General features: G+C 63.1%; 23 protein-coding genes. 11 read left to right on the top strand and 12 right to left on the bottom strand.

What is annotated here, in order from left to right; all coding sequences use genetic code 11:
• Positions 1-79: 79 nt before the first annotated feature.
• Positions 80-991: a DMT family transporter gene (locus PXK01_RS03680; protein WP_274858911.1), complete on the bottom strand. Its 912-nt coding sequence runs from the start codon at positions 989-991 to the stop codon at positions 80-82.
• A gap of 99 nt (positions 992-1,090) precedes the next feature.
• Positions 1,091-2,113 (bottom strand): ketol-acid reductoisomerase, encoded by a 1,023-nt coding sequence (ilvC, locus tag PXK01_RS03675; protein WP_274848888.1) that lies wholly within the window; start codon positions 2,111-2,113, stop codon positions 1,091-1,093.
• Between the two features lie 130 nt (positions 2,114-2,243).
• Here ilvC and PXK01_RS03670 point away from each other — a divergent pair, with 130 nt between their 5' ends.
• Positions 2,244-2,699: an Lrp/AsnC family transcriptional regulator gene (locus tag PXK01_RS03670; RefSeq protein WP_274858910.1), complete on the top strand. Its 456-nt coding sequence runs from the start codon at positions 2,244-2,246 to the stop codon at positions 2,697-2,699.
• A complete protein-coding gene (locus PXK01_RS03665; RefSeq protein ID WP_274848890.1) occupies positions 2,696-3,157 on the top strand; it encodes an Lrp/AsnC family transcriptional regulator in 462 nt (153 codons plus the stop codon). Before PXK01_RS03670 ends, PXK01_RS03665 begins: the two co-directional genes overlap by 4 nt.
• Before the next feature lie 10 nt (positions 3,158-3,167).
• On the opposite strand, the gene PXK01_RS03660 is transcribed toward PXK01_RS03665, so the two are convergent.
• Positions 3,168-4,277: a Hint domain-containing protein gene (locus tag PXK01_RS03660; RefSeq protein ID WP_274858909.1), complete on the bottom strand. Its 1,110-nt coding sequence runs from the start codon at positions 4,275-4,277 to the stop codon at positions 3,168-3,170.
• Positions 4,278-4,592: 315 nt separating this feature from the next.
• Between PXK01_RS03660 and PXK01_RS03655 the strand changes: the two genes are divergently transcribed.
• Positions 4,593-5,717 (top strand): aminotransferase class V-fold PLP-dependent enzyme, encoded by a 1,125-nt coding sequence (locus PXK01_RS03655; RefSeq protein WP_274848892.1) that lies wholly within the window; start codon positions 4,593-4,595, stop codon positions 5,715-5,717.
• Positions 5,718-5,745: 28 nt separating this feature from the next.
• On the opposite strand, the gene PXK01_RS03650 is transcribed toward PXK01_RS03655, so the two are convergent.
• From PXK01_RS03650 to paaZ, 3 genes are all read right to left on the bottom strand, one after another.
• Positions 5,746-6,708: an alpha/beta fold hydrolase gene (locus tag PXK01_RS03650; protein ID WP_274858908.1), complete on the bottom strand. Its 963-nt coding sequence runs from the start codon at positions 6,706-6,708 to the stop codon at positions 5,746-5,748.
• A 40-nt stretch (positions 6,709-6,748) separates the two neighbouring features.
• Positions 6,749-7,546, bottom strand: coding sequence for a PaaX family transcriptional regulator C-terminal domain-containing protein (locus PXK01_RS03645; protein WP_274848894.1), 798 nt, complete (start codon positions 7,544-7,546; stop codon positions 6,749-6,751).
• Positions 7,547-7,617: 71 nt separating this feature from the next.
• Positions 7,618-9,648: a phenylacetic acid degradation bifunctional protein PaaZ gene (paaZ, locus tag PXK01_RS03640; protein ID WP_274848895.1), complete on the bottom strand. Its 2,031-nt coding sequence runs from the start codon at positions 9,646-9,648 to the stop codon at positions 7,618-7,620.
• A 189-nt stretch (positions 9,649-9,837) separates the two neighbouring features.
• On the opposite strand from paaZ, the gene paaG reads away from it, so the two are divergent.
• The 4 genes from paaG to PXK01_RS03620 are packed head-to-tail and all read left to right on the top strand — an operon-like array spanning position 9,838 to position 12,980.
• The gene (gene paaG, locus PXK01_RS03635) at positions 9,838-10,623 is read left to right on the top strand and encodes a 2-(1,2-epoxy-1,2-dihydrophenyl)acetyl-CoA isomerase PaaG (protein ID WP_274848896.1); all 786 of its coding nucleotides are present in this window, start codon (positions 9,838-9,840) and stop codon (positions 10,621-10,623) included.
• A gap of 2 nt (positions 10,624-10,625) precedes the next feature.
• Complete coding sequence (paaI, locus tag PXK01_RS03630) at positions 10,626-11,051, top strand: hydroxyphenylacetyl-CoA thioesterase PaaI (RefSeq protein ID WP_274848897.1); 426 nt, start codon at positions 10,626-10,628, stop codon at positions 11,049-11,051.
• A 14-nt stretch (positions 11,052-11,065) separates the two neighbouring features.
• Positions 11,066-12,376, top strand: a complete 1,311-nt coding sequence (gene paaK / locus PXK01_RS03625) for a phenylacetate--CoA ligase PaaK (RefSeq protein ID WP_274848899.1) — start codon at positions 11,066-11,068, stop codon at positions 12,374-12,376.
• 7 nt (positions 12,377-12,383) lie between these two features.
• The gene (locus PXK01_RS03620; protein ID WP_274848900.1) at positions 12,384-12,980 is read left to right on the top strand and encodes a TetR/AcrR family transcriptional regulator; all 597 of its coding nucleotides are present in this window, start codon (positions 12,384-12,386) and stop codon (positions 12,978-12,980) included.
• Positions 12,981-13,150: 170 nt separating this feature from the next.
• Here the strand turns inward: PXK01_RS03620 and PXK01_RS03615 are convergent, their stop codons facing one another.
• Complete coding sequence (locus PXK01_RS03615) at positions 13,151-13,357, bottom strand: cold-shock protein (RefSeq protein WP_274848901.1); 207 nt, start codon at positions 13,355-13,357, stop codon at positions 13,151-13,153.
• A 55-nt stretch (positions 13,358-13,412) separates the two neighbouring features.
• The gene (trpS, locus tag PXK01_RS03610; RefSeq protein ID WP_274848902.1) at positions 13,413-14,441 is read right to left on the bottom strand and encodes a tryptophan--tRNA ligase; all 1,029 of its coding nucleotides are present in this window, start codon (positions 14,439-14,441) and stop codon (positions 13,413-13,415) included.
• Positions 14,442-14,574: 133 nt separating this feature from the next.
• Here trpS and PXK01_RS03605 point away from each other — a divergent pair, with 133 nt between their 5' ends.
• A complete protein-coding gene (locus PXK01_RS03605) occupies positions 14,575-15,261 on the top strand; it encodes a rhomboid family intramembrane serine protease (protein ID WP_274858907.1) in 687 nt (228 codons plus the stop codon).
• 92 nt (positions 15,262-15,353) lie between these two features.
• Here PXK01_RS03605 and murJ read toward each other — a convergent pair whose 3' ends face one another.
• The 3 genes from murJ to PXK01_RS03590 are packed head-to-tail and all read right to left on the bottom strand — an operon-like array spanning position 15,354 to position 20,867.
• Positions 15,354-16,910, bottom strand: coding sequence for a murein biosynthesis integral membrane protein MurJ (gene murJ, locus PXK01_RS03600; protein ID WP_274858906.1), 1,557 nt, complete (start codon positions 16,908-16,910; stop codon positions 15,354-15,356).
• A complete protein-coding gene (locus tag PXK01_RS03595; protein WP_274858905.1) occupies positions 16,907-19,735 on the bottom strand; it encodes a [protein-PII] uridylyltransferase in 2,829 nt (942 codons plus the stop codon). The genes murJ and PXK01_RS03595 overlap by 4 nt, the downstream gene beginning before the upstream one ends.
• The gene (locus PXK01_RS03590) at positions 19,695-20,867 is read right to left on the bottom strand and encodes a penicillin-binding protein activator (protein ID WP_274848906.1); all 1,173 of its coding nucleotides are present in this window, start codon (positions 20,865-20,867) and stop codon (positions 19,695-19,697) included. The genes PXK01_RS03595 and PXK01_RS03590 overlap by 41 nt, the downstream gene beginning before the upstream one ends.
• 100 nt (positions 20,868-20,967) lie before the next feature.
• Between PXK01_RS03590 and rsmI the strand changes: the two genes are divergently transcribed.
• The 3 genes from rsmI to gshB all read left to right on the top strand — a co-directional run bounded on the left by rsmI (position 20,968) and on the right by gshB (position 23,208).
• A complete protein-coding gene (gene rsmI / locus PXK01_RS03585) occupies positions 20,968-21,828 on the top strand; it encodes a 16S rRNA (cytidine(1402)-2'-O)-methyltransferase (RefSeq protein ID WP_274848907.1) in 861 nt (286 codons plus the stop codon).
• Positions 21,829-21,832: 4 nt separating this feature from the next.
• Complete coding sequence (locus PXK01_RS03580; RefSeq protein ID WP_274858904.1) at positions 21,833-22,204, top strand: YraN family protein; 372 nt, start codon at positions 21,833-21,835, stop codon at positions 22,202-22,204.
• 71 nt (positions 22,205-22,275) lie between these two features.
• Positions 22,276-23,208, top strand: coding sequence for a glutathione synthase (gene gshB / locus PXK01_RS03575; protein WP_274858903.1), 933 nt, complete (start codon positions 22,276-22,278; stop codon positions 23,206-23,208).
• Between the two features lie 37 nt (positions 23,209-23,245).
• On the opposite strand, the gene PXK01_RS03570 is transcribed toward gshB, so the two are convergent.
• Complete coding sequence (locus PXK01_RS03570; RefSeq protein ID WP_274858902.1) at positions 23,246-24,748, bottom strand: YifB family Mg chelatase-like AAA ATPase; 1,503 nt, start codon at positions 24,746-24,748, stop codon at positions 23,246-23,248.
• Between the last annotated feature and the right edge of the window lie 53 nt (positions 24,749-24,801).

Here is a 24,801-nt window from a genome sequence, read left to right as displayed (position 1 = left end):
GTCCTTCCTAGCCTGCAAGTGACCCTTCAGCGGAGCAAGGTCAATTGGAAAGGTGTCGCCCGCGGTCGAAAGGGCGCTGTCAGCTGATTTGTCGGCGGGTCGGGACGCGGCTCAGCAGCAGGCCGCCGAGGATCAGCAACAGCGCGGCAAACAGCTGCGGTGGCAGGGTCTCGTTCAGCAGCAGGGCGCCAAACAGCACCGACCAGATCGGCACCTGGTAGTTCACCGTGGACAGGAAGGCCGGTCCGGCGCTGCGGGCGATCTGCACCAGCAGGACCTGGGCCAGCGCAGTGGGCAGCAGGCCGAGGTAGAGAATGGCCAGGACCGACCGGGCCTCTGGCATCTGTGGCAGGCCTTCCCACAGCAGCGCGGCTGGCACGATCATCGCGGCGGCACAGATCAGGGCGGCAGCAGAGAGCGAGAGCATGTTCACGGAAGGGGCAAGTCGGGTTATGATGGAGCCGATCGCGTAACACAGCGCGGCGCCAAGGCAGGCAAGGCGGGCAAGGGATTCGAAATCACTTCCGGCACTGGTCAGCGCTTCCAGCCCGATCAGCACCAGAACGCCCGCAAATCCGGTCAGAAACCCGATGCTGCGGCGCAGGGTCATGGTTTCACCGGGCACCAGAACATGCGCCAAGGGCAGCACGAAGAGCGGCACCACCGCCATGCAGACCCCGGCAAAACCGCTGGCCACATAGGTCTGCCCCCAACTGAGGAGGGCAAAGGGCACCGCGTTGCTGAACATCCCCATGCCAAGGGCCGAGAGCCAGATCAGCCGTCCGTTGCGGGTGTGCAGCGGCGGCAGGCGCAGGCCCATAATACGCAGGATTGCCAACAGGCTGAACGCACCGATTGCGATCCGCACGGCCGCAAGCGTCAAGGGGCCGACCCCGTGCAAGGCGACCGAGACCGCCATGAAGGAACCGCCCCAGATCATGCCGAGGAACAGGAGCTTGATCCAATTTACGGCGCTGGGCGTCTCTGGCATCGGCGGTCTCCAACAGAAGAAAGGGCGCCCCGATCTTCTGGGACGCCCGTGCAGAGGAATAAGGCGGCGGGCCAGGCCCGCCAAGCCGCAAATGGCGCCTTAGTTCTTTTCTTTGTCGACCAGCTTGCCGGCCGAGATCCAGGGCATCATGTCGCGCAGTTTCTTGCCGACCTGCTCGATCTGGTGCTCGTCGTTGTGACGACGCGCTGCCTTGATGGTGGGCTGGCCCACGGCGTTCTCCAGCATGAAGTCGCGCACGAATTTGCCGGTCTGGATGTCGGACAGGGTTTCCTTCATCGCCTTCTTGGTCTGCTCGTAGGGCAGGATGCGCGGGCCGGTGACATACTGGCCATACTCGGCGGTGTTGGAGATCGAGTAGTCCATGTTAGCGATGCCGCCTTCATAGATCAGGTCCACGATCAGCTTGGTTTCGTGCAGACACTCGAAATAGGCCATTTCGGGCGCGTAGCCTGCTTCGACCAGGGTTTCGAAACCGCAGCGGATCAGCTCGACGATGCCGCCACACAGAACTGCCTGCTCACCGAAGAGGTCGGTTTCGCATTCTTCGCGGAAGTTGGTCTCGATGATGCCCGAGCGGCCGCCACCGATGGCGGAGCAATAGGACAGGCCGATTTCCAGCGCCTTGCCGGTTGCATCGGTGTCAACGGCCACCAGGCAGGGCACGCCGCCGCCTTTGGTGTATTCGCCGCGCACGGTGTGGCCGGGGCCCTTGGGCGCCATCATGATGACGTCGACGCCTTCTTTCGGCTCGATCAGGCCGAAGTGCACGTTCAGGCCGTGGGCGAATGCAATCGCGGCACCGGGCTTGATGTTGTCGTGGACGTATTTCTTGTAGGTCTCTGCCTGCAGTTCGTCGGGCATGGTGAACATGATGACGTCGCACCAGGCTGCCGCTTCGGCAATGCCCATCACCTGCAGACCTTCGGCTTCGGCTTTCTTGGCCGAGGCAGAGCCTTCACGCAGGGCAACGACAAGGTTTTTGGCGCCGCTGTCGCGCAGGTTCAGGGCGTGGGCGTGGCCTTGCGAGCCGTAGCCCAGGATCGCCACTTTCTTGTCCTTGATCAGGTTCACATCGCAGTCGCGGTCATAGTAAACGCGCATGTCAAAATCCTCCGGTTGACGTTTGAAGGTGAGCATAAGGCGGCGACCGGGAATTGCGATGGAGATTGGCGCAATAGTTGCTGAATAATTGCAATAGTCATTCGCTTATTGATGAGATAATGAAGAATTCATGCTTGATGATCTCGACCGGCGCATTCTGCGCCATATGCAAAGCGAACCGGAACAATCGATTCCGGACCTGGCCGATCGGCTGGGGCTGACCTCCTCTCGCCTGTCGCGGCGGCTGGAGAAGCTGCGCGAGGCGGGCGTGATCCTGGGGCAGCAGGCGGTGATCGACTGGCGCGCGCTGGGCTATGCGGTTGAGGTCTCGCTCAGGGTGACACTGGACAAGACCAATCCGCGCGCCTTTGACGAGTTCATCGAGGCCGCGCGCCAGATCCCCGAGGTGCTGGAGATCCAGACCTTCCTTGGCCAGGTCGATGTGCGCCTTTCGGTGATTGCCCGCGATATGCCGCATTATCAGCAGATCTACCGCGCCCAGATCCTGACCCTGCCGCATATGACGGATATCGAGGCGCTGATGCATGTGGCGCGGATCAAGTCGAATGAAAGCCTGCCGCTATGAACCGTGCTGATCTGGACGACATGGATTTCGCCATCCTGCGCGCCCTGGCTCAGGATGCCACCCGATCCGCCGGGGCGCTGGGGCGCGAGCTTGGCCTCAGTCAGCCCGCCACCTGGCGCCGCATCCGCCGTTTGCAGGAGGCGGGCATTCTGGCAGGCCGCCGGCTGGATCTGGACAGCAAGGCGCTGGGTTTTGGCGTGACGGTGTTTCTGGGCATCAAGCTGGCCACAAAGGGGCGGGTCAGCCTGGAGGATTTCGAACGCGCCGTCTCGGCCATCCCCGAGGTGCAGACCGTGGAGCATGTCTTGGGCATGTACGACTACCGCCTGCGGGTCACAGCGCGTGACATCGCCGATTTCGAACGGGTCTTGCGCCGCCGGATCATGACCCTGCCGGGCGTGGGCAACGTGGACGCCAATGTGCTCCTGTCCGAGGAACGGCGGCCCGGGCCGATCTGAACGACCGGGCCTAATGCGTAAGAAGCGTTGCCTCGTGTTGGCGCAGGCAAGGACGCGCGGCTATGGGCGATGACGGGAGTGCCAGGGCGTCGCGTCCGGCAAGCGGGTGCAGCTTGGCAGGATCAGGCAGCAGGCTTTCGCAGGGGACGCCATTGGCGAACAGGATCTCGTGCCGGGCCAGCATCAGGTGATGATAGTGCACCAGGCCGGTATCCCACTGGTTGACCCCGCTCTGATGGGTCAGGAACTTGGCCGCAACCATGCATTCCGAGGTGCCAAACAGCAATTCCGCCGCATGGGAGCGCCGAAGCAGCTTGTGATTGGGTGATAGCGTCAGCGACGCATGATTGCACAGAGCCCCCTTTTCAAAGGTGACGGGGGCATTGCTCCCTGTCCCGATGACACTGCGGCATCCCGCCCAAAGCACCGGTTGTGCGCCATTGTCCAGGGTGAGGACCTTATCCCCGGGCCTGATGGTTTCAATCGGACGCTCCCCGACCGGGGTGGCGATCAGGGTGCCCCGGGCAAAGCAGACCGGCGGAGCTGCGAAAGCCGGGCCAAGATAGTCACCGACATAGAACAACCCGTCTCCGGTTTCGTGGCTATCCGCCGTGTCGCTGTCGTAGTTGAGGTCGATGTCCTGCACATGATCGAGGGTAACGGGAGCGCCGCCGTTTGTGCCGATATCCGTTTCGGGAGCTACCGTAAGGGTGCTGCCGATCCAGGGGCCGCCATCTACGGGCTGAAGAACATTGGCGTTGAACTTCAGGTAGCCATCGCCCAATCCGCTGAGATCCGACTGCACCGTTGCAGTCTGGCCCGGATTCTGCGGTGCGTAGTTGTATTTCACCAGCGTGTTGTCGCCAGTATCCAGCCAAGTCTGGTAGTCCTGAACACTGTCAAACACCGTCAGGTCAGACACTGCGCTGCCGTTGCCGATCTGCCCATCCGCCGTCATGTTCTGGACGGAAATCACGACAACGTCATCGGCTTCGAAGATCTGCGTTCCGCCGGAAATGGTCGCTTCACCCAGACCGTTGGAACCACCGGAACTGTTGGTGCTGATGCCGACGCCTTCGGCGACATCTGAGCCAAGAACCGTAAAAATTCCAGTCGACACGGCAGGCGAACCTTTTAACGCAAAATCAGGCGGACCCGCTGACTATGCCTGATAGTTTCGAACAATTGATTAAAAGGTCGCTGCCTGATTGGCTATGCTGCGACGATCAGCTGACAATATGGGCGGCGGATTGGGGCCGATTGGAAACAGGTGCGCATGGTTTCCAGCCGATGTTCCACTCATGCGCTCTGTGATCCGGTTGCATATGGCGCGATATAGTCTGCAAAGGCTTTCGCCCCTGTATGCCAAAGTAGACTTTGCCAAAGGCAAAGCCGGGCGTTAGCGATAGACCGCGTGACAGAAGGAGGATCACCGATGGCATTGCTCGATACCGTGGACCCGCAGGGGCTCGAAGAATTCTCGGTGGTTTTCACCGACCGTTCGCTCAACCATATGTCCAAGACCTTCCAGCAGGTGATGCGGGATATCAGCGACATGCTGAAAGAGGTCTATAGTGCCGAAGCCGTCGCCCTAGTGCCCGGTGGCGGCACCTTCGCGATGGAGGCGGTCGCCCGCCAGTTCGCCCGCGGCGCAAACGCGCTGGTGGTGCGCAATGGCTGGTTCTCCTATCGCTGGAGCCAGATTTTTGAGACCGGCGGCTTTACCGCCTCGACCACGGTGATGAAGGCGCGCCAGACCGGCAACAGCGCGCCCGCACCCTTTGCCCCGGCCCCGATCGAGGATGTGGTCGCCGCCATTCGCGAGCAGAAACCCGATATCGTCTTTGCGCCCCATGTGGAAACCGCGGCCGGGGTGATCCTGCCCGATGATTACGTCACTGCCATGGCTGCCGCCGCCCATGAGGTTGGGGCGCTGATGGTTCTGGATTGCATCGCTTCGGGCTGTGCCTGGGTCGATATGAAGGCCACGGGCGTCGATGTGTTGATCTCGGCCCCGCAAAAGGGCTGGAGCGCCTCTCCCTCTGCAGGCCTGGTGATGTTCTCCGAGGCCGCGCTGAAGCGGCTGGAGGACACCACATCGGATAGCTTCGCCATCAACCTGAAACAGTGGCGCATGATCATGAAGGCCTATGAGGACGGCGGCCATGCCTATCATGCCACCATGCCGACGGACGCCCTGCGCGCCTTCCGCGATACCATGCTGGAAACCCGCGACTATGGCTTTGACCGGTTGCGGGATGCGCAATGGCAGCTGGGTGATGGGGTGCGTGCCTATCTCAAGGGCAAGGGCATCACCTCTGTGGCTGCCGATGGGTTCGGCGCGCCGGGGGTTGTGGTGAGCTATACCAGTGACCCCGAAATCCAGAACGGCAAGAAATTCGCAGCTCTTGGCATGCAGATTGCCGCCGGTGTGCCGCTGCAATGCGATGAGCCCGAAGGCTTCAGCACCTTCCGTCTGGGGCTGTTCGGTCTGGATAAGCTCTATGACGTGGAGGCCACGCTGAAGCGTCTGACCGGGGTTCTGGATCAGGTGCTCTGAACGAACACCAAGGTCAGCCTGCCGGGCATCACTTCGGCAGGCTGGCCACCGTTGACCGGATGAACTCTTCACATAAGGCCGGTTGGGTGATCGGCAGCATATGCCCAAGGCCGGGCTCGATCCGGCACCTGAGGCCATAGGCCTCCATGCTGCGGCCCTGTTCTTTGGCATTCAGCACGGTGTCGTCGGCGCCGAACAATACGCCACCCGGCGTGCGCAGATCGCGGGCATAGCGGCGGGCCTGTTCCGTGATTGCCTGATCGATCATGGTTGCATCGGCGGAGGCTGTTATGAAGCTTTGCGGTCGCAGCCCCAACACGCCGCCAGCGCGGTCAAGAAAATCGTCGGGGCAGGCCTCGGGCGCGAAGATCTGCGTCAGCATCGTCTCGGCGGTGCGTTTTGCGGCCGGGATCGCCACCGTGTTCGCCATCAGGCGCCGCATCATCGGCGAATTCACGATCAGCCCCTTGAAGACATCGGGACCTCCCGCAACGGAATGCGTCACGGGCGCAAGCAGGGCCAGGCCGCGCACGTTCTCCGGCGCGGCCAGCGCCATGGCAAGGGAGACGGCCCCGCCCAGCGAGTGACCGACAAGAACCGGGTTCTTGATCCCCTTGGCATCCAGCAGGTTCTGGATCATCTCCGCCTGTGCGGGCAGGCGCGCGAGCGTGTCGCTGTTGCGTGTGGAGTATCCGCAGCCGGGGCGATCCAGCGCGATCACGCGGAAATCCGTCGCCAGCCGATGGGCCAGGGCATAGGTGAAATGTTGCAGCTGCCCGGCCAGCCCGTGGATCAGCACCAGCGGCTGGGCATCTGGTTGTCCCATCTCTACGTAATGCAGCCTGCCGTGAGGGGTCTGGTGAAACTGGCCGACAGGGGGCACCAGGGCTTCGGCCTCTCGCGCCATGCGGCGGGTGCTGAGATGGGTCGCTCCCAACAGGGCGGCAGGCAGGGCAAGGGCTGCAAGGGAGATCGCGTTAAGGACCGGCATTGAAATATCCTTTGGTAACAAACTAAGCGTGAGCGAGAAATCAGGGGGCTGCGTTCAAATCGGAAAGACCGGGCGCGGGCAGCGCGTCCAGCAGGTCGAAGACCTGGCGTCGGCAGCTGGGGCCACGCCAGGTTTTGGGATGGAACAGGGTCGGCAGCCCCGGATGGCGCAGCACGATGCGCCGCCAGCGGTGCACGATCAGCGTACGCAGGGTGGCGATCTGGGCGGGGTCCAGATCGGCGGGCGGAGGGCTGATGCCCTTCAGTGCCGTATCAAGCGTTTCGCAGGCCTGTTGCAGATCGGACGGGAACAGGCGGTCCTTCAGCCAGCCCGGCACCGAGATGTCGGAGACTTCGATGGCCAGAAGATCATCGAGGTTGCAGGGGATCCTGCCATGACCAAGGGCGGTATGCCGGTTGACGGCCACATAGTTGGGCAGCAACAGCACATCGTCCAGCGTTTCCTGTCCGGCGCCCTCTTCCGAGATCAGGAGGTGCCAGTCGGTCGGCGCGGGCGGGTTGCGTTCATAGATGCGCGGGGTCACGGCGGCGGATTGGCTGCGCCCGAACCCGGTCAGGTAGTGCACCGATGCCCGCCCCGAGCGGGTGCTTTCGATCCAGCCGTCCTTGCGCAAGCGGTGCAGGGCCACGCGGATCGCCTCGGGTTTGATCCCCATCGGCGTGATGATCCGTGTCAGCGCGCCGCCGCTGATCTGATCGCCTTCCTTCTGCGCCAGATCGCCGAACAGCGAGACGATGATGGACCAGACCCGCAGGTTCTGCGGATCGTTCAATTGCGCGACGCTGGCGTCAAACCACGGGTTTTGCTCTGTGCTCATGCACAAAGAATAGAATGCCCGGGCCAGATAGGCCAGCCCGGGCAGATTTGTCGTTTGTTTGTCGCCGATTATCAGAAGGCGTTCATGGTCAGAAGCTCGTATTCCGCCACCAGGTCATTGTCCTGGTTGGTCAGAGTGACGTGCCAGCGGACCTCGCCGTATTCCTCGTTGCGGGGGGTCTTCTTCTTCACGGTGAGGCGCACCTTGATGCTGTCTCCGGCCGAGACCGGCTTCATGAAGCGCAACCCGTCAAGGCCGGTATTGGCCAGGACCGGACCTTCGTCCGGCTGCACGAAGAGGCCGGCGGCAAAGGACAACAGCAGGTAGCCATGCGCCACCCGGCCCGGAAAGAACGGGTTCCGCTTGGCGGCGGCATCATCCATATGGGCATAGAAGGTATCGCCGGTGAAATGGGCGAAATGTTCGATATCCTCAAGCGTGACGGTGCGCGGATCGGTGTGAAGGGTCTCTCCGATCGACAATTCACCATATTTGCGGGTGAAGGGATGCGCGGGGCCGGTGATTTCGGCCGCACCCGGCACCCATTTCTCGCCAATTGCCGACAGGATGTCGGGGCTGCCCTGGATCGCGGTGCGCTGCATGTAGTGTTTGACACCACGCACGCCGCCCATTTCCTCGCCGCCGCCCGCGCGACCGGGGCCGCCATGCACCATATGCGGCAGCGGGGAGCCGTGACCGGTGGATTCCTTCATCGAGTCGCGGTTGTTGAAGTAAAGACGCCCGTGGAAGGCACCGGCGCCAAGCGCCACCTGACGCGCCACTGCCGGATCATGGGTGATGACCGAAGCCACCAGCGAGCCCTGACCGCGGTTGGCGATCTCGATGGCGTGCTCCAGATCGCGGTAGCCCATGACGGTGGAGACAGGGCCGAAGGCCTCGGTGTCATGCACGCGCTGGGCGGTATCGGGGTTTTCACAGTGAAACAGTATTGGCGGCACAAAGGCGCCCTGGTCCGCATCGGCGCCTTCCACGGTGAAATTCTCGGGGTCGCCAAAGACACGCTTGGCTTCGGTGCCGATCAGGGCGGCCTTTTCAAGAACGTCGCGTTTCTGGCTGTTCGAGACCAGCGCGCCCATGCGGGTGGTCTCCAGGCGCGGATCGCCGATCACCACTTTCGACAGACGTGCCGAAAGCGCTTCGATCACCGCCTGCACCTGTGCCTCGGGGGCGATGATGCGGCGCACGGCGGTACATTTCTGCCCGGCCTTGGCGGTCATCTCGCGGGAGACTTCCTTGATGAAGAGGTCGAATTCCGGCGTGCCCGGCACCGCATCCGGCCCCAGGATCGAGGCGTTGAGGCTGTCCTGCTCGGCCACGAAACGCACCGAGTTTTCCAGGATGGCGGGGGTGTTGCGCAATTTCAGCGCGGTGTCGGCCGAACCGGTGAAGCTGACCACATCCTGGCAGCCGAGACGGTCCAGCATGTCACCGATGCCGCCGGACACAAGCTGCAGCGCGCCTTCGGGCAGGATGCCGCTGTCGAGCATGATCTTCACCGCCAGCTCGGTCACATAGCAGGTCGCGGTCGCCGGTTTCACAATCGAGGGCACACCGGCCAGCAGGGTGGGGGCCAGTTTTTCCAGCATCCCCCAGACCGGGAAGTTGAAGGCATTGATATGGACCGCAACCCCTTGCAGCGGCGTGCAGATATGCTGGCCGAGGAAGCTGCCGGTGCGGCTCAGATGCTCAATCTCGCCATCCAGATAGACATGGCCATCGGGCATTTCGCGGCGGCCCTTGGAGGCGAAGACGAACATGGTGCCGATGCCGCCGTCGATGTCGATCATGTGATCCGACTGCATGGCGCCGGTGTTGAAGGACAGATCGTAAAGCGCGTCCTTGTGCTTGCCCAGTTCCGTGGCCAGCGCCTTCAGCATGCGGGCACGGTCGTGGAAGGTCAGCTTGCGCAGGGCCGGGCCGCCCACGTTGCGCGCATGATCCAGCATCGCCTGCACATCAAGGTCATCATTGCCTGCCGTGGCGATGACGGCACCGGTGACGGCGCTGGCGATATTGCGCGCGCCGGGCCCGGGTTTCACCCATTCCCCTGCCGCGTAGCTGGAAATCTCAAGAAGGCTCATTGCTCTCTCCCTAGGTTGCCCTGCCGCGCCATAACAATCCGAGGGCGGCGCGCGGGGCCTGATTGAATTGCGATATATATTGACCGTCCGGTCGGTTTATGCAAGAAAATTGTCCAAGAGGTCGCTCACCTGGTGTTTTTGGCAAGAAAGCAGCGGTGTAGCGGAGGGAATGCAATGGGGGAGCGGGACATGACCGACTCGATTCTGGTGGCAGATCACGGGACCTGGGTGGAAATCACCCTCAATCGCCCGGACCGCCTGAACAGCTTCAACGATGAAATGCACTATGCCTTGCGCGCCGCATTGGAGGCCGCCCGCGATGGTGGCGCCCGTGCGGTTCTGCTGACCGGCGCTGGCCGCGGCTTTTGCGCCGGGCAGGATCTGGGCGACCGCGATCCGCGCAAGATGGATGGCCCGCCGGACCTCGGCAACACGGTGCGCACCTTCTATGCGCCGCTGGTGCGGCTGATCCGCTCGCTGGAGTTCCCGGTGATCTGTGCGGTGAATGGTGTCGCTGCCGGGGCAGGGGCCAATATCGCGTTGGCCTGCGACGTGGTTCTGGCTGCCGAAAGCGCCAAGTTCATCCAGTCCTTCTCGAAAGTGGGTCTGATCCCCGATACCGGCGGCAGTTGGCATCTGCCGCGTCTGCTGGGCGAAGCCCGCGCCAAGGGGCTCGCCTTCACCGCCGAGCCGCTGCCCGCGAAAAAGGCCGAGGATTGGGGGCTGATCTGGAAGGCGCTGCCCGATGAGGAACTGATGACAGAGGCCCGCGCCATGGCCGAGAAGTTCGGCAATGGTCCGACCTTGGGCATGGGCCTGACCAAGAAATGCATCCAGGCCGCAGCCGTGGACACGCTGACCGACCATCTGGAGATGGAAGCGGACGCGATGAAAACCTGCGGCGAAAGCGCCGATTATGCCGAGGGCGTTGCCTCTTTCCTGGAAAAACGCCAGCCGGTCTTCAAGGGCAAATGAGCATGACACCCAAAGAACGCGCCGAGAAATCCAGCGCTGCCATGTGGGCCAGCGACAACGCGTCGAAATGGGCCGGGATGGAGATTGTCGAGGTCGACGAAGGCCGCGCCGTGCTGCAATTGACGGTGGAGGCGCATCATTGCAACGGCCATGGCATCTGCCATGGGGGCGTCACCTTCATACTGGCCGACAGCGCCTTTGCCTTTGCCTGCAACAGCCGCAACCAGTCGACCGTCGCGCAGAGCAACGCCATTACCTATACCGCGCCGGGCCGCCTGGGCGACCGGCTGACCGCCGATGCGCGCGAGGTCTCCCTGACCGGGCGCAGCGGTATTTATGATGTGACCGTAAGAAATCAGGATGACCTGGTGATCGCAGAGTTTCGGGGCCAGTCCCGCGCGATCAAGGGCCATCTGTTCGAAGAGTAGGTGAGGAATACGCCATGAAAGACCTGACCCCCAACAAGAGCGATCTCGACGCCATCGAAATCGCCTCCATCGACGAAATCCGCAGCCTGCAGCTGGAGCGCCTGAAGTGGTCGCTGCGCCATGCCTATGACAACGTGCCGATGTACAAGCAGCGGTTCGACGAGGCGGGCGTGCATCCCGACGACCTGCAGCAGCTGTCGGATCTTGCGAAGTTTCCCTTCACCTACAAGAACGACCTGCGCGACAACTACCCGTTCGGCCTGTTTGCCGTGCCGCGCGAAGAGATCATCCGCCTGCATGCTTCCTCGGGCACCACCGGGAAGCCGACCGTCGTGGGCTACACCAAGAATGACATCGACAATTGGGCCGATCTGGTCGCGCGGAGCTTGCGCGCTGCCGGTCTGCGCAAGGGCGACATGGTGCATAACGCCTATGGCTATGGGCTGTTCACCGGCGGTCTGGGTGCGCACTACGGGATCGAACGCCTTGGCGCCACCGTCGTGCCGATGTCTGGCGGGCAGACCGAGAAACAGGTGGGCCTGATCACCGATTTCCAGCCCGATGGCATCATGGTGACGCCATCCTATATGCTGAATATCCTCGAGCAGTACCACAAGGTCGGCCTCGACCCGCGTGAAAGCTCGCTGCAGGTGGGTGTCTTTGGTGCCGAACCCTGGACCGATGCCATGCGCCGTGAGGTCGAAGAGGCCTTTGACATGCACGCGGTCGATATCTACGGGCTCAGCGAAATCATGGGGCCGGGTGTGGCCAGCGAATGCGTGGAAACCAAGGACGGCCCGGTGATCTGGGAAGACCACTTCCTGCCCGAGATCATCGACCCCGTTACCGGTGAAGTGCTGCCCGATGGCGAAATGGGCGAGCTGGTCTTTACCACGCTCACCAAGGAAGGCCTGCCGATGGTGCGCTACCGCACCCGCGATCTGACCCGCCTGCTGCCCGGCACCTCCCGCACCATGCGGCGGATGGAGAAGATCACCGGCCGCAGCGACGACATGATCATCCTGCGCGGCGTCAATGTCTTCCCCAGCCAGATCGAAGAGCAGCTGATGGCCACCGGCGGTCTTGCACCGCATTATCAGATCGAGCTCTATAAATCCGGCCGCATGGATGCGATGCGCGTCTATGTGGAAGCCAACCCGGATGCCACCGACGAGCTGTCCAAGACCGCCGCGGCCCGGATGCTGACCAAGCGGATCAAGGATATGGTCGGCGTCTCCACCGAGATCATCGTCGGTGAACCCGGCGAGGTCGAGCGGAGCCAGGGAAAGGCCAAGCGCGTCGTCGACAACCGCGACAAGGGGTAAGATATCCGTGGCCCGCACGATTGCAAAAGACCATGACCAGAAACGCACGCAGATCCTGAAATCTGCAGCGAAGGTGTTTGCCGAAGCCGGGTATGACCGCGCCTCGATGACCCAGCTGGCGCGCGATTGCGGGATCTCAAAGGCCAATATCTACCACTATTACGACAGCAAGGATGCCGTGCTTTTCGGCCTCCTTGAAACCTATCTGAGCGATCTGCGGGACAGGGTCTGCGAGTTGGATCTTACGGGCCTTGAACCAGAGGCGCGCCTGCGCCGCATCGTGGCCGAGGTCCTGCTGGCCTATCAGGGCGCCGATCACGAACACCAGGTGCAGATTAGCGCCATGTCGGCCCTGCCGGAAGAACAGCAAAAACTGCTGCGGGGCTACCAGCGGGAACTTGTCACCTTCATGAGCGATGCGATCAGCGCCGTCGCGCCGCAGGTGTTTGAGGGCGACCCGGCAAAATTGCGCGCGGCCACCATGTCCGTCTTTGGCATGCTGAACTGGTACTACATGTGGAATTCCGGTGCCGGATCCGAGGCCCGCGAAGGCTATGCCGATATGGTCGCAACGCTCACGCTGAATGGCGTGAGGGGCCTGTAGCCAAGGTATCGTCTCTTGATCTGACAGAGGCGCGTTCAGAACCCCAGCTGAGCCTCAGCCAACGAAAAAGGCCGCCCGGAAAAGGGCGGCCTTACGTGATTCGGGAAGCAACAGCGCCGTCATCATTCTTTTATTTCGGTTTGTGCAAGGCAGGCGCCTGGCGAACAACCTCAGAGCAGTTGCAGGGATCCTGCGGACTGCTTGCCGTCGCGGCCGGTTTCCAGCTCATAGGAAACTTTCTGGTTGTCGTTCAAACCGTTGAGGCCCGAGCGTTCAACCGCAGAGATGTGCACGAACACATCTTTTCCACCGGCTTCGGGCTCGATGAAGCCGTAGCCTTTTGTTGCGTTGAACCATTTTACGGTGCCGTTGGCCATCCGATATCTCCAAGTAGACAGCCCCCGCAACGTGCGAGGGCTTGGCAGATACCTATCACAGGGAGCTCGGTCCGACCATGCCAATAATATCATAGGTTTTGCGCAGGATCGGCGCGGTGATCTCGCGGGCACGTTCGGCGCCGCGGGCAAGGATCTTGTCGATCTCGTCCTGATGCTGCATCAGGCGCGCCATCTCGGTGGTGATCGGGGCCATCTTGGCCACGGCGAGATCCGCCAGCATCGGCTTGAACTCGGAGAATTGCTTGCCGCCCACATCTGCCAGTACCTGATCCACCGACTGTTCCGCCATGGCGGCGTAGATATTGACCAGATTGCGGGCCTCGGGACGCTCTTCCAGACCCTTCGCCTCGGAGGGCAGGGCATCCGGGTCGGTCTTGGCCTTGCGGATCTTCTTGGCAATCGCATCGGCGTCATCGGTCAGGTTGATGCGGCTGGCATCCGAAGGATCCGATTTCGACATCTTCTTGGTGCCGTCACGCAGCGACATCACGCGGGTTCCGGCGCCTTCGATGACCGGCTCGGTCTCGGGGAAGAAGTTCACGCCATAGTCGTGGTTGAACTTGATCGCGATATCGCGGGTCAGTTCGAGGTGCTGTTTCTGATCCTCACCCACCGGCACATGGGTGGCGTGATAGACCAGGATGTCCGCCGCCATCAGCGCCGGATAGGCAAAGAGCCCAAGCGATGCGTTCTGGGCGTTCTTGCCCGCCTTGTCCTTCCACTGGGTCATGCGCTGCATCCAGCCCATGCGGGCGACGCAGTTGAACACCCAGGCCAGTTGCGCATGTTCGGGCACCTGGCTCTGGTTGATCAGGATGGATTGTTCGGGATCCAGCCCCGCCGCGATAAAGCCCGCGCAGAGTTCGCGGGTGGATTTCTTCAGATCCGCAGGGTCCTGCCAGACGGTGATCGCGTGCAGGTCCACCATGCAGTAGATGGTCTCCACATCCTTGGCCTGCCAGTCGACAAAACGCTTGAGCGCGCCCAGATAGTTGCCAAGGTGCAGGTTGCCCGAAGGCTGGATGCCGGAAAAGACACGCGGCGTGAAGGTGGTCTCGCTCATCGAGAAACTCCCGTCTGGAAATAGGGCCTGCGGTGGCTTAACCATGGGCGCAACGGTCGTCAACAGCCCGTCCCCCTGCGCGGGGCAACACGGGCGCGTGAAACGGCTGGCGCAGGCAAAGAGGCATCAAGACATGAGCAGCAGCGAAAACCACTCTCCCGTCAATCCGCTTCCCCCCGTGGTGGTGGCGCTGGTGCTGCTGATCATGGGGATCGAGGCGGCCTTTTCCCTGGGCACACGAGGGATCGTTGGCGGACCCACGGCGGTGGGCTGGCGGCTGGAGGCGTTTCAGTCCTATGCTTTCTCGGCCGAGATATTCTGGTGGATGTGGGAGACCGGGCAATGGCCGGTGGAGCACCTGATGCGCTTTGTCTCCTTTGCCTTTGTGCATGGCAGTTTCACCCATGCGCTGTTCGTCTGCGTCTTCGTGCTGGCCATGGGCAAGATGGTCGGAGAGGTCTTTGGCGATCTGGCGATGATCGTGATCTTCGTCCTCTCGGCCATTGGCGGCGCCCTGGGCTATGCGGTCTTTGCAGGCGGGCAGGTGCCGCTGATTGGCGGCTTCCCGGCGGTCTACGGGCTGATCGGGGCCTTTACCTACATCCTGTGGCGGCAGTTGTCGCTGGTGGGGGCACAGCAGAGCCGGGCCTTTTCGCTGATTGCTTTCCTGATGGGGGTGCAGCTGTTGTTCGCGCTGCTGTTTGGCGGCCAGCCGGATTGGATCGCGGATCTTGCGGGCTTTGCCACCGGGTTCTTCCTGTCCTTCTTCCTGGCACCGGGCGGCTGGGCGCGGTTTCGAAACAACATCCGCCACGACTGAGGCGCAAACGGCGCGCTCCCGCCCGGATCGCGGCATGACACATGCCTTATCCCGTTGGGCGGGGCGCCGTGCTGCCGCACGGCGCGGGCGCGTCACTCAGACCTGCGGTTCCGGCGCAGGGCCTGTTTGAATTCCGACAGGTGGAAGGCGCCCAGGGCCTGACCGGCGCCGAAGTAGATCACGGCTCCCAGGATGATCAGCCCCAGAAGTGACAGGTAGCGCCAGCTGGGCAGGTAGAACAGCCAGGCGAACTGCTGGCTGCCAAGGTGCAGGATCGCGCCCATCAGCACCGAGACGGCGAGGATCCGCCAGACCCGCCGGAAGAACCGTGCATCAAACCGCGCGCTATCGCCCATGCGGCGCCCGGCCCCGAGCCACAGCAGCGCCACCATGGCCCAGCCCGCCACCGAAGCCGCGATGGCGGGCGAGATCCAGCCCACCAGGGGTTTCAGCCCGACGGCCAGCGCTGCGTTGATCACCATGGCAGCAAGCGCGAAATGAAACGGGGTGCGGGTGTCCTGGCGGGCAAAGTACAGCGGTTGCAGCACCTTTTGCAGCACGAAGGCGGGCAGGCCCGCGCCATAGATCGCTACCGCAAGGGCGATGGCGGCGACATCCTCGGGGCCTGTGGCGCCGCGCTCATAAAGCACGGAGACCAGCGGCACCGGCACCGCGATAAAGGCGGCGGCAGAGGGCAGGGTCAAGAGCAGAGAGAACTCTCCCGCCCGCGACAGGCCTTCGCGGGCGCCCGTATCATCGCCCGCGCGCAGGCGCCGGGTCAGATCGGGCAGCAGCACGATGCCGACGGCAATGCCGACCACCCCAAGCGGCAGCTGATAGAGCCGGTCCGCGATAAAGAGCCAGCTGACGGCGTTTTCGATGTCCGAGGCGACCAGCTGCCCCACCACCAGGTTGACCTGGGTGACGCCCATGGCAAGGGCGGCGGGCAGGGCGACGCGCATCAGGGTCCTCATGGCGGGGGTGACGCGGGGCAGGCCGGGGCGGATGCGGATGCCCGCGCGCTCGGTCGCGATCCAGACCAGCGCCAGCTGCCCGATCCCGGCCACGGGGATGGTCCAGACCAGCCAGGTGATCACCGCCTGGCCCAGGACGGCCCCGGCAATCATCGCCGAACAGGCGAAGATATTGAGCAATACGGGGGCAGCAGCCGCGGCGGCAAAGCGACCGGTGGCATTCAGAACGCCCGAAAACAGCGCCGCCAGCGACATGAACAGGATATAGGGAAAGACGATATGCCCATAGCCCACGGCCAGATCGAAGCGCGCATCGCCGGTGAACCCTTCCGCCGTCAGCCAGACCAGAGCGGGCATGAAGACCATGCCAAGCCCGGTCAGCGCCAGCACCGCGGCAGCCAAGAGGTTGAAGGCCTGCTGGGCGAAACCGGCGGCGTCCTCTTCCCCTTCCAGCCGATCTGCAAACTGCGGGACGAAGGCGGCGTTGAAGGCGCCCTCGGCAAAGAAGCGGCGGAACATATTGGGCAGGCGAAAGGCCGCCACAAAGGCATCCAGCACCGGACCGGGGCCGATATAGGCGGCGATCAGGATCTCACGCAGAAAGCCCAAGATCCGGCTGGCCAGCGTCCAGAACCCGACCGTCAGGAAGCCGGACAGAAGCTTGATCGGCTTCATGAACCGGCCCGTTCGGCCCCGGCCGAAATGGCGTCACGCAGCTTGCGCTCCAGCGTCTTCTGCTTTGATTCAGCATGGTATTTCAGGCCGAACATGTCCTTGACGTAGAAGGTATCGACCACCTGCTCGCCATAGGTGGCGATCACCGCATTGGCGATATAGACGTTGGCATCCGCCAGGGTGCGGGCCAGATCGTAAAGCAGGCCAGCCCGGTCGCGGGTGTCCACCTCGATGATGGTGTAGATTTCCGATCCTTCGTTATCAAAGGTGATATGGGTCGGGACGTTGAAGGCCTTTTCGCGCTTCTTGATCTTGTCGCGCGACACCAGGGCCTCGCGGGCGATCACCTCTCCTTTCAGGGTTTTCAGGATCATCTGGGTGAGGCGCGGCAGGCGCGAGGCCTCATAGGGGTGGCCCTCGGCATCCTGGATCCAGAAGGCATCGGTCACATAGCCGTCCTTGGTGGTGTAGGAGCGCGCATCGACCACATTGGCGCCGACCAGCGCCAGGGCGCCGACCATACGCGCAAAGATACCGGGATGATCGGCCATGGCAAAACAGGCGCGGGTGGCATCGCGGTATTCATCCGGGTGTAGTCGGATGACGACCTCGCCAGGATTGCCCGAGGCCTCCAGTTCCTGCAGCATTTCGGCGAAATCCACATGGGCGGTGACATGCAGCCCCTGCCAGTAAGGCGGGTAGTGCCGTCCGGTTTCGCGTTTGAGATCGGCCTTGCTCCACTTCGGCAGCGCCTCGCGCAGGGCCTTCTTGGCGGCGGCGCCGCGATGTTCGCGGTTGAGCGCCTCCATGCCATCCTCAAGCGCGCGGCGGGTCTGGTTGTAGAGCGAACGCAGCAGTGCGGCCTTCCAGTTGTTCCAGGTGTCCGGGCCGACGCCGCGAATATCACACACGGTCAGCAGCAGCAGCAGATCCAGCCGTTTCACCGATTGCACCGCCTTGGCAAAGCCGCGCACGGTGCGCGGATCGGCGATATCGCGTTTCTGCGCCATGTCCGACATCAGCAGGTGATAGCGGACCAGCCATTCCACCGTTTCGCTGTCGGACTTGTTCAGCCCCAGGCGCGGCGCGACCTTGCGGGCGATCTGCGCGCCCAGGATCGAATGGTCCTGCTCCTGCCCCTTGCCGATATCATGCAGCAACATGGCAATTATCAGTACCTTGCGGTTGATGCCTTGGCGCAGCACCTCGGAGGAGACCGGCAATTCGTCTTCCAGCTCGCCCCGCTCGATCGAGGCATAGTTGGAGATCACCTGGATGGTGTGTTCGTCCACCGTGTAAGAGTGGTACATGTTGAACTGCATCATCGCCACGATGGGCTCGAACTCGGGCAGAAATGCCGAGAGCACACCCAATTCGTTCATCCGGCGCAGGGCGCGTTCGGGATTGCCGTGTTTCAGCAGCAGATCCAGGAAGATGCGGTTGGCTTCCTTGTCTGCCCGCATCTCATCGTCGATCAGATCGAGATTGGCGGTGACCAGGCGCATGGCGTCGGGGTGGATCAACATGCCGGTGCGCAGGCCTTCCTCGAAGATCCGAAGCAGGTTCAGCTTGTCCTCGAGGAAGACGTCGGGATCCTCGATGTCCAACCGGTTGTGCACCATCTTGTAGCCGGGCTTGATCCGCGGGCGGCGGCGAAAGATCCGCTCCAGCAGAGGTTCGCTCTTTTGTTGGCTGGCTTCCAGTTTGGTCAGGAAGATGCGGGTGATGTCCCCCACATGGGTGGCGGTGCGGAAATAATCCTGCATGAAGATCTCGACCGCGCGGCGTCCGGCCTTGTCCTTGTAACCCATGCGGTCTGCCACCTCGACCTGCAGATCGAAGGTCAGCTGTTCGGTGGCACGATTTGTCACCAGGTGCAGATGCGAGCGTACCGCCCAGAGGAAATTCTCGGCCTCGGAAAAGAACTCGAACTCATCCTCGTTGAACAGGCCAAGCGGGACCAGTTCGGCCACGTCCTGCACCTGGTAGAGGTACTTGGAGATCCAGAACAGCGATTGCAAATCGCGCAATCCGCCCTTGCCCTCCTTGACGTTGGGTTCGACCATGTAGCGCTCACCCTGTTTCAGGTGGCGCTCATCCCGTTCCGCCAGTTTCGCCTCGACGAACTCGCGGGCATCCTTTGAGAACAGATCGCTGCGCAAGCGGCGATCCAATTCATCCGCAAGATCGGCATCCCCTGACAGGAACCGGTGTTCCAGCATGGCCGTGCGGATGGTGTAGTCTTCGGCGCCGAGGCGGATGCAATCCTTGATGGTACGGCTGGAGTGACCCACCTTCAGGCGCAGATCCCACAGCATGTAGAGCATGGATTCGATGACGCTCTCGGCCCAGGCGGTGATCTTGTAAGGCGTCAGAAACAGCAGATCCACATCCGAGAAGGGCGCCATCTCGGCCCGCCCGTAGCCGCCTACGGCCATCACCGCGATCCGTTCGCCACTGGTCGGGGTGGCAAGCGGATGCAGGTGTTGGGTGGCCACGTGGAATGCGGTTGTGACCAACCCATCCGTCAGGTGGCTGTAGGACTGGGTCAGCGCGCGCGCCGAGAAGGGCGCCGCGGCAAAGGCGTCGGCAATGGCGGTACGCCCGGCCTTGTTGGCGTCGCGCAACAGGCGCACCACCTCTGCACGCAGGGGGGCGGCCTCCATCGTTTGGGCGGCCTCTGCGATCTGCTGGCGGATCAAACGCGCGTCGAAAATCCGATCCGATGCGCAGATCAGCGGGGTCTTGACCGGAGGCAGGAGGCTGTCTTGGGGCTGGGCCGGATCAGAATCCTGCGCCGGAGAAGTTGCTGGGAGCTGGGTCAATGACGACCACCTTCTTGTCTTGGATTGTTGCCACGGCAAGGCCGCGTTCATTGGTGCCATCGGGGCGCAGCCGGAAAATGCCGCCGGTGCCCTGGAAACCCGCAGATTGGGTCAGGGCCGCACCGGTGAGCGCATCGCTCTTGCCTGCGCTGACCAGGGCGCCGATGGCCGCGATCCCGTCATAGGCGAGCCCGCCGATCGGATGCGGCGCACCGCCATAGGCGGCGCTGTAGCGCGACACGAACTGCTGCGATTTTGCGGGATCGGGCAGGGCGAACCAGCCGCCCTGGACACCGGGCATCTCCAGCGTCTGGCTCGGGATATCCCAGCGGGTCAGGCCGATATACTGGAAGCTTTCCTTGTCGAGCCCCGACTCGGGCAGCAATTGCGACAACAAGGGCAGCGCGCCTGCGGTGGTCGCGGTCATGAAGATGGCATTGGCGCCGTTATTGCGGGCGGTGTCGCGGATCGGACCGATGGCGTCGATCACGCCCTTCTGGGACAATTCATAGCCGATGGTGCCTGCAATAGTTGCCCCCGATCGCCCGGCCGCGGCCTGGATGGCGCTGCTTCCGGCCCGGCCTGCGGCATCATTGCCGCCGACGATCACGATGTTCCCGCGCCCCTGGCGCACGGCATAGGTGGTCAGGCGCTGGGCGGTATTGGCAAAGGTTGAGCCCAGGATAAAGACATTGCCGCCGGCGATGGCGGTGTTGTTGGAAAAGGCTAGAACGTTCACGTTGCGCTTGGCGGCAGCCACACCGGCGGCATTGGCGGCCTCGGCGTAAACCGGCCCCAGCAGGATGCGTGCCCCTTCGTTGATGGCCTGTGTGGCGGCATTTGCCGCCGTCGCCGGATCGCCTGCGGTATCATAGACACGCAGGTCCACCTGCACGCCCTTCAGGTCTCCCATCGCCAACCGGGCCGCATTCTCAAGGCTTTGCGCCAGAACCGCATCGCCGGACTGCGCCGATCCCTTTGGCACCAGAAGGGCGACGGGAACCGGTTTGGAGGTGTTGATCGACGGGCCGCCGCCGGTGGTGACCGGATTACAGGCGGCAAGGGCAAATGCGGAAACTGCGGTGACGGCGGCCAATGCCGCCTTGCGGGCCTGTTTGAAAACGGCGAACATAATAAACCTCTAAACTCCCCTGTTCCGGCGGCGGGCGCCGTGTTGGTGGCCTGACGTGCGGCTTGGGGGGATCATAAACGACCAAAAAGGCGGGTCCAGCGTGAATCACCAGATCGTCAAATTGTTGCCGGGGCTGCACTTTGTGGCCACGCCCATCGGCACCGCCCGTGACATTACATTGCGGGCGCTTGATGTGCTGGCCTCGGCCGATGTGATCGCTGCAGAAGATACGCGCTCCTTGCGCAAACTGATGGAGATTCACGGGGTGCCGCTGAACGGGCGCCAGATCATCGCCTATCACGACCACAGCGGCGCAGGCGCCCGCGCGCGGCTGATGCAGGCCATGGCCGATGGGCAATCGGTCGCCTATGCCTCGGAAGCAGGCATGCCGCTGATTGCCGATCCGGGCTATGACCTCAGCCGCGCGGCCGCCGAAGCCGGGCACAAGGTCACCGTAGCGCCGGGGCCGTCCGCTGCCCTTGCCGCGCTGACTTTGGCGGGGCTGCCCACGGATGCCTTCTTCTTTGCAGGCTTTCTGCCCAATGCCAGCGGCGCGCGGCGCAAGCGCCTGGAAGATCTGCGAAACGTCCCCGGTACGCTGATCTTCTACGAATCGCCCAAGCGGATCGCGGCCTCGGTTGCCGATATGGCGGCGGTTCTGGGGGATCGCCCGGCGGCGCTGTGTCGCGAGCTAACCAAGAAGTTCGAAGAGGTGCGGCGGGGCAGCCTCAGCGTCCTTGTCCAAGGGCTGGAAGACAGCCCGGTGAAGGGCGAGATCGTCATGCTGGTGGATCGCGCGCGCGCAGAAGAGGTGAGCGAAGCCAGCCTGGAGGAAGACCTGCGCGCCGCCCTGAAGGACAATTCGGTCAAGGATGCAGCCTCTATCGTGGCCGAAACCCACGGGCTGCCGCGGCGCAAGGTTTATCAACTGGCTCTCGCGATGGCCAAGGACGCGGGCTAAGGCCTTGGCGGGGCGGCAGCATCAGGGCCAGCGTGCACACCTGGCCGGACAGGCCGCCGAGGAGGCCGCCGCCCGCGCCTATGAGGCGCGCGGCTACCAGGTGGCAAAGCGCCGCTGGCGTGGCCCCGGTGGCGAGATTGACCTGATCCTGCGCAAAGGCGCGCTGGTGGTCTTTGCCGAGGTCAAGCACAGCGCCACATTTGAAGGTGCCGCCGCGCGGATTACCCCTGCGCAGATGCAGCGCATCATGGCCAGTGCCGCGCAGTTCCTGGATGGGGAACCGCAGGGTCAGCTGACCGAGACGCGCCTGGATGCCGTACTTGTGAACGGGGAAGGCGCCGTGGAAATCCTCGAAAACGCCTTTGGGCAGGGCTAGGCGGGCCGTGCTCTATTGATCCTTGGGGCGTGCTGGGCCATCTATTCGTCGAAACAAGAGGGATGCACTTCATGAAAATCGCCTTCCAGATGGACCCGATCATGGGCGTCAACATCAATGCCGACAGCAGCTTCCGCCTTGCCGAGGAGGCGCAGGCGCGCGGGCATACCCTGTTCTACTACAGCCCCGATCACCTCGCCTATCAGGAAGGGCGCATCACCGCGCGCGGATATGACATGACGGTGCAGCGCGTGGCAGGTGCCCCGGCGGTGCTGGGCGAAGAGCGTGAAGTGGATCTGGCGGAGTTCGACGTGGTTTGGCTGCGCCAGGATCCGCCGTTTGACATGCATTACATCACCTCGACCCATCTGCTCGACAGGCTGAAGGGGCAGGCGCTGGTGGTCAATGATCCCTTCTGGGTGCGCAACTACCCGGAAAAACTGCTGGTTCTGGATTTCCCCGAGCTGACGCCGCCCACGGCGATCGCCCGCGACCTTGATACCATCAAGGCCTTCAAGGCCAAGCACGGTGACGTCATCCTGAAGCCGCTTTACGGCAACGGCGGCGCCGGGGTGTTCCGGCTTGATGCCAATGATCGCAACCTCACCTCCTTGCATGAACTCTTTACCGGCTTCAGCCGCGAGCCGCTGATCGTGCAGAAGTTCCTGCCCGACGTCAGCAATGGCGACAAGCGTGTGATCCTCGTGGATGGCGAGGCCGTGGGCGCCATCAATCGCGTGCCCGCCGCTGGCGAGACGCGCTCGAACATGCATGTGGGCGGGCGCCCGGAAAAGATCGGCCTGACCGAGCGCGACCTTGAGATCTGCGCCGCCATCGGCCCGCTTCTGAAGGAAAAGGGTCAGATCTTTGTCGGCATCGATGTGATCGGGGACTACCTCACCGAGATCAACGTGACCTCGCCCACCGGTATCCAGGAGCTGGAGCGTTTTGATGGCGTGAATATTGCCGAGAAGGTCTGGCAGGCGATCGAAGCCAAGCTGTAAGACATTTCGGCTGGCGTCCTATTGCGCCAGCCGCAACTCATTGTGCCAGCCGGAACCCCAGCGCCTCTGCCACATGGGGGCGGAGGATGTTCGGTTCTCCTTCCAGATCGGCAATGGTGCGCGCCACCCGCAGCACCCGGTGATAGCCGCGCGCGGTCAGGGAAAAGCGGTCGGCGGCCTTGTGCAGCAGCGCGCGGCTTTCGGCGTCAAGCGTGGCGATCTCTTCCAAAAGCGCGCCTTCGGCATCGGCATTCAGATGCACCTCGGGCTGATCCTTGAACCTGTCCTGTTGCACATCACGGGCAGCGGCAACGCGCTGGGCCACCTCTGCGGAGCCTTCGGCAGCGGTGGGCAGATCTAGGTCGCTATAGGGCACCGGTGGCACTTCGATGCGCAGATCGAACCGGTCCATCAGCGGGCCGGATATGCGGCCCATGTAATCCTCGCCGCAGATCGGTGCGCGGGAGCAGGCGCGGGACGGATCGGCCAGATGACCGCATTTGCAGGGGTTGGCGGCGGCCACCAGCATGAAGCGGCTGGGGTATTTCACATGGGCATTGGCGCGGGCCACCATGACTTCGCCAGTCTCCAGGGGCTGGCGTAGGGTTTCCAGAACGGGTCTGGAGAATTCCGGCAGTTCGTCCAGAAACAACACGCCATTGTGGGCCAGGCTGATCTCGCCCGGCTGGGCCCGCCGTCCGCCGCCGACGATGGCGGCCATCGACGCGGTATGGTGTGGTTCGCGAAAGGGACGGCTGCGGTTGATGCCGCCATCCTCGATCAAGCCGCAAAGGGATTGGATCATCGAGGTTTCCAATGCCTCAGCCGGGGTCAGCGGCGGCAGGATTGTCGGCAGGCGCGCCGCCAGCATGGATTTCCCCGATCCCGGCGGGCCGATCATCAACAGGTGATGCCGCCCGGCGGCGGCGATCTCCAGCGCGCGTTTGGCGCGTTCCTGTCCTTTGACGTCGCGCAGATCGCGGGCACCAAGGGCATCTGTGACCTCACCCGCGACGGCCTCGGCCAGGGGCATCTTGCCGGTGAAATGGCGCACTACATCCAGAAGGCTGCTGGCGCCGATGACCCGCGCGGCATCGACCCAGGCGGCCTCGGCCCCCGAGGCCTTGGGGCAGAGCAGCAGCCGGTCTTCGCTGGCGGCAGTCATGGCGGCGGGCAGGGCGCCCACGACGGGGATCAGCGTACCGTCAAGGGAGAGTTCGCCAAGCGCGATGGTCTCGCTCGCGGCCTCTGCAGGGATCACTTCGATGGCCGCCAGAAGCGCCAGCGCGATGGGCAGATCGAAATGACTGCCCTCCTTTGGCAGATCGGCAGGCGAGAGGTTCACCGTGATCCGTTTCGACGGCAGTGCGATCGACATCGCCGCAAAGGCCGAGCGCACCCTTTCGCGCGCTTCGCTCACCGCCTTGTCCGGCAGTCCGACGATGGAAAAGGCGGGCAGGCCCGGTACCACGGCGCATTGCACCTCCACCGGGCGGGCCTCCACCCCCTGAAAGGCAACCGTATAGGCCCGCGAAATCATGCCGCTCTATCCCCCTGAAACTGCCGATGAAAACCATAGCGAGCGGGGGATCG

The sequence above is a fragment of the Phaeobacter sp. PT47_59 genome (assembly GCF_028890025.1).
Lineage (GTDB): Bacteria > Pseudomonadota > Alphaproteobacteria > Rhodobacterales > Rhodobacteraceae > Phycobacter.
The sequence above is the reverse complement of the archived record's forward strand: the minus strand, read 5'-3'. Positions and strand labels throughout refer to the sequence as shown.

Bases quoted from the DNA above. Each gene is read 5' to 3' on its own strand.
- PXK01_RS03670 (WP_274858910.1), top strand. From the start codon at position 2,244: ATGCTTGATGATCTCGACCGGCGCATTCTGCGCCATATGCAAAGCGAA.
- PXK01_RS03570 (WP_274858902.1), bottom strand. From the start codon at position 24,748: ATGATTTCGCGGGCCTATACGGTTGCCTTTCAGGGGGTGGAGGCCCGC.
- paaG (WP_274848896.1), top strand. From the start codon at position 9,838: ATGACCGACTCGATTCTGGTGGCAGATCACGGGACCTGGGTGGAAATC.
- PXK01_RS03680 (WP_274858911.1), bottom strand. From the start codon at position 991: ATGCCAGAGACGCCCAGCGCCGTAAATTGGATCAAGCTCCTGTTCCTC.
- PXK01_RS03650 (WP_274858908.1), bottom strand. From the start codon at position 6,708: ATGCCGGTCCTTAACGCGATCTCCCTTGCAGCCCTTGCCCTGCCTGCC.
- murJ (WP_274858906.1), bottom strand. From the start codon at position 16,910: ATGAAGCCGATCAAGCTTCTGTCCGGCTTCCTGACGGTCGGGTTCTGG.
- paaZ (WP_274848895.1), bottom strand. From the start codon at position 9,648: ATGAGCCTTCTTGAGATTTCCAGCTACGCGGCAGGGGAATGGGTGAAA.
- PXK01_RS03615 (WP_274848901.1), bottom strand. From the start codon at position 13,357: ATGGCCAACGGCACCGTAAAATGGTTCAACGCAACAAAAGGCTACGGC.
- paaI (WP_274848897.1), top strand. From the start codon at position 10,626: ATGACACCCAAAGAACGCGCCGAGAAATCCAGCGCTGCCATGTGGGCC.
- ilvC (WP_274848888.1), bottom strand. From the start codon at position 2,113: ATGCGCGTTTACTATGACCGCGACTGCGATGTGAACCTGATCAAGGAC.
- PXK01_RS03655 (WP_274848892.1), top strand. From the start codon at position 4,593: ATGGCATTGCTCGATACCGTGGACCCGCAGGGGCTCGAAGAATTCTCG.
- paaK (WP_274848899.1), top strand. From the start codon at position 11,066: ATGAAAGACCTGACCCCCAACAAGAGCGATCTCGACGCCATCGAAATC.
- PXK01_RS03590 (WP_274848906.1), bottom strand. From the start codon at position 20,867: ATGTTCGCCGTTTTCAAACAGGCCCGCAAGGCGGCATTGGCCGCCGTC.
- gshB (WP_274858903.1), top strand. From the start codon at position 22,276: ATGAAAATCGCCTTCCAGATGGACCCGATCATGGGCGTCAACATCAAT.
- PXK01_RS03645 (WP_274848894.1), bottom strand. From the start codon at position 7,546: ATGAGCACAGAGCAAAACCCGTGGTTTGACGCCAGCGTCGCGCAATTG.
- PXK01_RS03665 (WP_274848890.1), top strand. From the start codon at position 2,696: ATGAACCGTGCTGATCTGGACGACATGGATTTCGCCATCCTGCGCGCC.
- trpS (WP_274848902.1), bottom strand. From the start codon at position 14,441: ATGAGCGAGACCACCTTCACGCCGCGTGTCTTTTCCGGCATCCAGCCT.
- PXK01_RS03605 (WP_274858907.1), top strand. From the start codon at position 14,575: ATGAGCAGCAGCGAAAACCACTCTCCCGTCAATCCGCTTCCCCCCGTG.